Raw genomic sequence first — 6434 nt, 5'->3', positions numbered from 1 at the left:
GATTTCTATTGGCGAGACTGGCATTGGCCGGCCTTCAACCTGGCTGATATTGCAATTGTCCTCGGTGCCTTACTTTTCGTTTCCAGCAGCTTGTTGGGTAAAAAAGCAAACACCAATGCCGAGCCGGATGGATCTGACTGACACCTACGCCTATACAACACCATGACCGAACTTCCCGACAACATCCTTCACCTGCCGCAATACCAAGTACTGGGCTGCAAATCAACCGACGACGAAATGCACTTCCAGGTGGACGTGCCCGATCCCATCGCCTGCGAGGAATGCGGCGTGCAGGGTGAGTTCGTACGGTTCGGCAAGCGTGACGTTCCCTATCGTGATCTGCCCATCCACGGCAAGCGGGTCACTCTCTGGGTGGTCCGCCGCCGATACACCTGCCGGGCCTGCAAGACAACATTCAGGCCCCAGCTACCGGAGATGGTGGACGGATTCCGTATGACACTGCGGCTGCATGAGTACGTGGAGAAGGAATCCTTCAACCACCCCTACACCTTTGTGGCGGCACAGACCGGCCTGGACGAGAAGACGGTGCGCGACATCTTCAACGCCCGCGCCGAGTTCCTGGGGCGCTGGCACCGCTTCGAGACGCCCCGCATCCTGGGCATTGACGAGCTATACCTGAACAAGCGCTACCGCTGCATTCTGACCAACATTGAGGAGCGAACCCTGCTCGACCTGCTGGCCACCCGCCGCCAGGACGTGGTGACCAACTACCTGATGAAGCTGAAAGACCGGCAGAAGGTCGAGATCGTCAGCATGGACATGTGGAACCCCTACCGGGCAGCGGTCAAGGCTGTGCTGCCCCAGGCCCGTATCGTGGTCGATAAGTTCCATGTGGTGCGCATGGCCAACGATGCCCTAGAGAGAGTGCGCAAGGGCCTCAGAAAGGAGCTGAAACCGTCCCAGAGCCGGACTCTCAAGGGAGACCGGAAAATCCTGCTGAAACGCGCTCACGAAGTCTCAGACCGGGAGCGCCTCATCATGGAGACCTGGACAGGCGCGTTCCCGCAACTGCTGGCCGCCTACGAGCACAAGGAGCGCTTCTACGGCATCTGGGACGCCACCACACGGCTCCAGGCAGAAGCCGCCCTGGACGAGTGGATAGCCACCATCCCGAAGGGCCAAAAGGAAGTCTGGAGCGATCTGGTCAGGGCAGTGGGAAACTGGCGCGAAGAGACCATGACCTACTTCGAGACGGACATGCCCGTCACCAACGCTTACACGGAGTCCATCAACCGACTGGCCAAGGACAAGAACCGTGAAGGGCGCGGTTACTCCTTCGAGGTGATGCGGGCACGAATGCTCTACACCACGAAGCACAAGAAGAAGGCACCGACTGCGAAGGTCTCTCTTTTCTACAAGAAAACCATCGGTTACGGACTGCCGGACTTCGCAGAGGAACTCAACTACGGAGTCGATCTATCAACCATCTGAGGGTGGTATCAGATTGATGGGGTGAAGGTGCCCCATCAACCATTAAATCCGTATACCCAAAAAGAAAAAGATAATGCCACATAAATCAGAAGCACCCCCCTGCTTAAAGCAATGTCTATTAAGCAGCTCTGAGATATAGCGGGTTACTACGAGCTGCCTGATGAAGTGCGGAAAAACCGCGCTGACGTTGACAAGGTGAAAGTGAAGCTTGCCAACGGCAAGACGCGGACTATTCAGCACATGAGCGCCACTCGCTGCTGGAGCCCGGACGGTAATCCGATCTCCGCGGCCTTTGGGGCCAGCCGGAAACCCGCCGCCAATTGCTGGAGGGGCTGGAGAAAAAGAGCTACGGCATAGAATAACTGTAAGCGTCCGGTGATCCCATCTTGTCAGTCGGTGCCCAATTGTGAGGCAGGAGCTCGTCGATTGGCGCTGCTCTTCTGCGTCGGCAGCCGGGTCAACACGCCCTTGAGGTAAGTCTAGGGATCGTTGCCGTTCAGCTTCGCAGATGGAATCAGGCTCATGACGGTGGCGGCGCGCTGGCGGAGCTCACGAACAGCCCGTTGTTGCGCCCCAGCGCCCTGGGCCTCCTCCCGCTTATTGTCGATCGGCACCGCGCCATCGTCCAGGTAACGCGTCAGCGCCGCCCAGCGTTTCAGGCTGTAGTCCAGGGCCATGGCCGTGCCCGAGCCGTGCCGTTGCGCGATCATCCATTGATGCAAGGCATCGGCGATGGGCTGGACTTTATATCCACCTTGTCTAGAGAGATGCTTTCTGGTGGGCTTATTCATCTATTTCGGGCCGGCTGACTACTCATATTGACTGTATCTCATTTGAGATACAAAATGGCAGTATCCATCATAGGAGGGCAAGCCATGGCCACTCAAACCTCGATGCTCCACGTCCGCGTTGATGAAAAGCTCAAAGCGGACGCCACCGAAACGCTGGCCAGTGTCGGTCTCACGGTATCCGATGCCGTGCGCATCCTGCTGACCCGGATCACGAAGGACGGCGGCCTGCCGGCCGGCCTGACGATGGACCCCACCGCTCACGATACCTGGTTCCGTGAAAAGGTATTGGAAGCGCTGGCCGACACTCGCCCCGGCATTCCGCACGACCAGGCTATGGCCGACGTACAGGCCCTGATCGACAGGAAACGCCGTGCCTGAATTGCAATGGACAGCCTGGGCGCTCCGCCTACCTGTTGGCAATCGTGGAATACATCGTCGAGGACAAGCCTGACGCGGCCTACGTTTAAAATAGCGCTTCTATGTGCTCTCCGAGCAGCTTCCATGCCTCCGCTTTCTCCTTCGCGTACTCATGGCGCAGGTAGTGCCGCCGGTCCAGATGGCGCATTGCGCGCGCCGGGTCTACTTTTAGGGGCTGCAGCCTGTTCGGCTCAATCTTAGAGCAACGAAGGAATGGGAGAGTGTCCGATCCGTAGAGGTCCACTCGTGTTCGCTTGAATCCAAGGAATAAGTGTAGGTTATGGGATGGGTTTTACCGAAAATGTCGCTGAAGGCCTTACAAAGCAAGCCTAACACACCCTTGCACCACCAATACCTATCTGTTTCCTTCGAGTCGGACGGGATTGCCGATCCAGCAGAAATCGCTTACCGAAACAAAATGGTATTTGAGAAATTCTGCCAAGGCTCGAAGTGGCACCTACTTTAAGCCAGGCCAAGCTTGGCTGGATAGCATTCCTGACTGGTCTCCACATGATCTGCGTCGTACGGTTCGCACGGGGTTGTCTCGTTTAGGCTGTCGCAATGAAGTGGCTGAGGCAGTGATAGGGCATTCAAGAAAGGGTATTGAAGGGACTTATGATCTGCACGATTATGAACCCGAATGTCGCGAGTGGCTGCAGAAGTGGGCTGATCATCTGGAAACCCTTGACGGCGTGTGTTAGTTGGCATAACCCATCTTAATTTCACAAATTGCAGCAACCGGACAGAGAGAAATCTATTTCTCTCTGTCTCTCTTAGGCTCGCCAGTCCCTGACCTTGCTGGCCTACGGCCTCCACCGGACGCCTCGATCGGTCCGCTGCTAAACAAGAGCGAACATTCAAAAACGACCGAATTTGATCAAAAAGCGGACCTTTTCTTCGGCTGCGGGAGCTGGTTGCCTTCCCCACCCCCAATTCAATGAAAGACTCGCGGCCGTTGGAATACTTGGCAAAACGCAATCGGGCGGAGAACCCTAATTCGAGGAGCAACTAAAACAGAGATGTTTACAATCTATTTTATTTTGAGAATTCGATAAAAACGCGTAAACCGCTACAAGACTTAGTCGAAAAGCTGATTTTACCTTCATAGCGAGTCACTATATCTCGAACGATAGCAAGGCCTAGACCGTGCCCAGGTGTTTGCTCATCTAGCCGCAGACCCCTTTGGCCCAAACTGGCTAAATCCTTGTGATTAACCCCTGGGCCATCATCAGCAACAACTATTCGCTTGAAGCCGCTGCCTTGTTCCACAGAGAGCTCTACGCATCTCGAAGACCATTTGCCAGCATTGTCGAGTAAGTTGCCCAATACTTCATTTAGATCATGTTCTTCTATCGGCCATCGGCTGTCTTCAGGCAGAGAACTCGATAGTTCAAACGACTTTTCCGGATATAAACGACCGAGCATCCACAAAAGATCCCGTGCCTGTTTTATGGGGTAGGCGCTTTTTCCAATCTGGGGCCCTGCAAAACGGCTTCGACGCATTTCAGCTTCTAATTGCCTGTCGATATCGCTTAGTCGCTCCACCATCTGGCGCCTTAGATTGGTGTCGAGAGGACGTGTGTCGTCTTCCAGTATCTGCCGGACGGCTGCGATGGGGGTTTTGACGCTATGAGACAGGTTTGCGAGAGCGTCCCTGGAGCGCTCCAGTCGCTGATCTAAGGAGTCCAGCAACTGATTTAGTTGAAGAACCAGCGGGTGGAACTCCTCTGGCGACTGAACGTTGATTCGGGAGATCTCTCCGTCCTGGAGTCTTTTTAATGCGGCTTTGAGTGTGACAACCGGTCGCATGGACATCGTGATTCCGAACCAGAGCACGGCGACCAAGAGCATAATCAACAGAACTGATACTACGGCGGTCCAGGCATGAAGTGCAGCTTGGCTGCGTTTCAGCGCACCCAGATCTTCAGAAACGATTACGACGATGGGTGTTTCACCGACCTGAAAAGACTTTCGGTAGGCGAGGATATCTAAGGGAGTATCAGTGGTTTCGGCATCTTCTACGCGAACGGTTCCGTCTTCTTCGTTTTCAATCAGAGGCGTTAACAAGGGCTCCCAAGTATCGGGTGAAATGATGGTCTGTTCGGGTGTATGTATGGCAAAGGCATGATGAAAAACATCCTGGAAATAATCGCCCGTCTGGAGAGTGTCAACTTCACCATTCGCGTCGCGAATCTGGTGCTCAAGGAAAACGACTTCATCTTTCAGTCGGCTTTCAACGAATTCCCGAGACATTCGGTCGAGCAGCAAGCCATGGACCAACCACGCCACCCCCATTAGACCAATTCCGGCGGGCAGTAACAGCGCAAGCAAGGTTCCTTTTACGGACGCAGGCTTTTTAAGGAATCGCATTAAAAATGTACCCCTGGCCGCGTCGTGTTGAGATGGTTTCGCTGCCCACTAGCTTCCTTAACCTCCGAATATACGCCTCAATGACGTTTTCGCTCGGGCTATCATTCAAGTTGTAAAGCTGTTCCATTAGTTGTTCTTTGGAAAAGACGTGGCCAGGGCGGCTCATCAAACAACGTAGCAGCCGGAATTCGGTGCCGGTAAGTGTATGTTCCACGCCGTCGTCCATCTTGAGACTCTGGCGGTTTTCGTCCAGTTCAAAGCGGCCGGCTTTAACCTGAGCATGGACCCTTCCTTCACTTCGACGCACGAGTGCGTTGAGGCGTGCGATTAGCTCTTCTGTCTGAAAAGGTTTTGCCAGGTAATCGTCTGCCCCGGCTTTTAAGCCGTTAACCTTATCCTGCCAATCGCCTCTCGCGGTCAGAATCAAGACCGGACAGCTGACGTGATTCGTTCGCCACTTTCTCAATACGTCCAGCCCGTTGCCATCAGGTAGACCCAGGTCCAGAACAACAGCACGGTAATCCTCTTGCTCACCCAGAACGACGGCTTCTCGGGCACTGGGAGTTGTATCAACGCTGAAACCTGCTTTTCCCAACTGCCTGACCAGACCCTCAGCAAGCAAGCGGTCATCTTCGACGAGCAGTAAACGCATGAGTTTTTCCTTCTATGTATGGTCCGCGGTCGAAAGTGTGACTGATTAACCTGAATTCAGCCTGAACGGAAAATAGTTCGAGTTTTTCAGAAAGAATTCAGGTTAGTGAGAGAAGGTAACAACCGATTCTGGACATTGCTCAAGATTGGGGCTCAATCCTGCAGTGTTTTTCGAGCAATATTTTACAGAGGATAAAAGATGAATGCATCAAAACTATTCGTAGCGGGTATGGCGCTTTCAATGTCGGCAACAGCGTTTGCGGCTGGCGCCCATGATGGTGGCCACGGGCACGGCGCTACAAGCGGTGAACCTGGCAAAGCGTCGGAGGCCAGCCGAACCGTAACTGTCGAGATGTACGACAACTACTACGAACCCGAAGAAATCAGTGTAAAGCCGGGTGAAACCGTTCGCTTCGTGGTGGAGAACAAGGGAAACCTCGTCCATGAGTTCAATGTTGGCACTCCCGACATGCACGAAGCTCATCAAGAGGAAATGATGATGATGGTTGAGCATGGCGTCATCCAGGGCGGCAAGCTGAACCACGACATGATGAATATGGATATGGGGAATGGCCATTCCATGAAGCATGACGACCCGAACAGCGTGTTGCTGGAACCGGGCCAAAGTAAAGAAGTGGTATGGAAGTTCTCTGATAAAGGCAATATCGAATTTGCCTGCAACGTGCCGGGCCACTATCAGGCCGGGATGTACGGTGAGGTCAATTTCGAGTAACTCGCTTAACTGAGGTCCGC

6 protein-coding genes and 1 pseudogene are annotated in these 6434 nt (G+C 54.0%); 4 read left to right on the top strand and 3 right to left on the bottom strand.

The window, feature by feature from the left end; all coding sequences use genetic code 11:
* Both HMJ39_RS13425 and HMJ39_RS13420 read left to right on the top strand, forming a co-directional pair.
* Positions 1–141, top strand: a 141-nt coding sequence (locus HMJ39_RS13425) for a signal peptidase II (protein WP_194297706.1), incomplete at its 5' end; no start/stop codon positions are given.
* Positions 142–162: 21 nt separating this feature from the next.
* Complete coding sequence (locus tag HMJ39_RS13420) at positions 163–1452, top strand: ISL3-like element ISPpu12 family transposase (RefSeq protein WP_194297705.1); 1290 nt, start codon at positions 163–165, stop codon at positions 1450–1452.
* A gap of 346 nt (positions 1453–1798) precedes the next feature.
* On the opposite strand, the pseudogene HMJ39_RS13415 reads toward HMJ39_RS13420, so the two are convergent.
* Positions 1799–2198 (bottom strand): annotated as a pseudogene (locus tag HMJ39_RS13415) (transposase domain-containing protein); the annotation flags it as partial.
* A gap of 129 nt (positions 2199–2327) precedes the next feature.
* Between HMJ39_RS13415 and relB the strand changes: the two are divergent.
* On the top strand, positions 2328–2621 hold the full coding sequence (gene relB / locus HMJ39_RS13410; protein ID WP_194297704.1) for a type II toxin-antitoxin system RelB family antitoxin: 294 nt from the start codon (positions 2328–2330) through the stop codon (positions 2619–2621).
* 1074 nt (positions 2622–3695) lie between these two features.
* Here the strand turns inward: relB and HMJ39_RS13405 are convergent.
* Both HMJ39_RS13405 and HMJ39_RS13400 read right to left on the bottom strand, forming a co-directional pair.
* Positions 3696–5030, bottom strand: a complete 1335-nt coding sequence (locus HMJ39_RS13405) for an ATP-binding protein (protein WP_161384449.1) — start codon at positions 5028–5030, stop codon at positions 3696–3698.
* On the bottom strand, positions 5017–5682 hold the full coding sequence (locus HMJ39_RS13400) for a response regulator transcription factor (RefSeq protein WP_022990681.1): 666 nt from the start codon (positions 5680–5682) through the stop codon (positions 5017–5019). Before HMJ39_RS13400 ends, HMJ39_RS13405 begins: the two co-directional genes overlap by 14 nt.
* Positions 5683–5880: 198 nt before the next feature.
* On the opposite strand from HMJ39_RS13400, the gene HMJ39_RS13395 reads away from it, so the two are divergent.
* Positions 5881–6414 (top strand): cupredoxin domain-containing protein, encoded by a 534-nt coding sequence (locus HMJ39_RS13395; RefSeq protein ID WP_058340739.1) that lies wholly within the window; start codon positions 5881–5883, stop codon positions 6412–6414.
* Positions 6415–6434: the final 20 nt, after the last annotated feature.

The sequence above is a fragment of the Alloalcanivorax profundimaris genome, from assembly GCF_015265435.1.
Classification (GTDB): Bacteria; Pseudomonadota; Gammaproteobacteria; order Pseudomonadales; family Alcanivoracaceae; genus Alloalcanivorax; species Alloalcanivorax profundimaris.
Note: the sequence above shows the minus strand (reverse complement) of the source record. Positions and strands in the feature narration are given on the sequence as shown.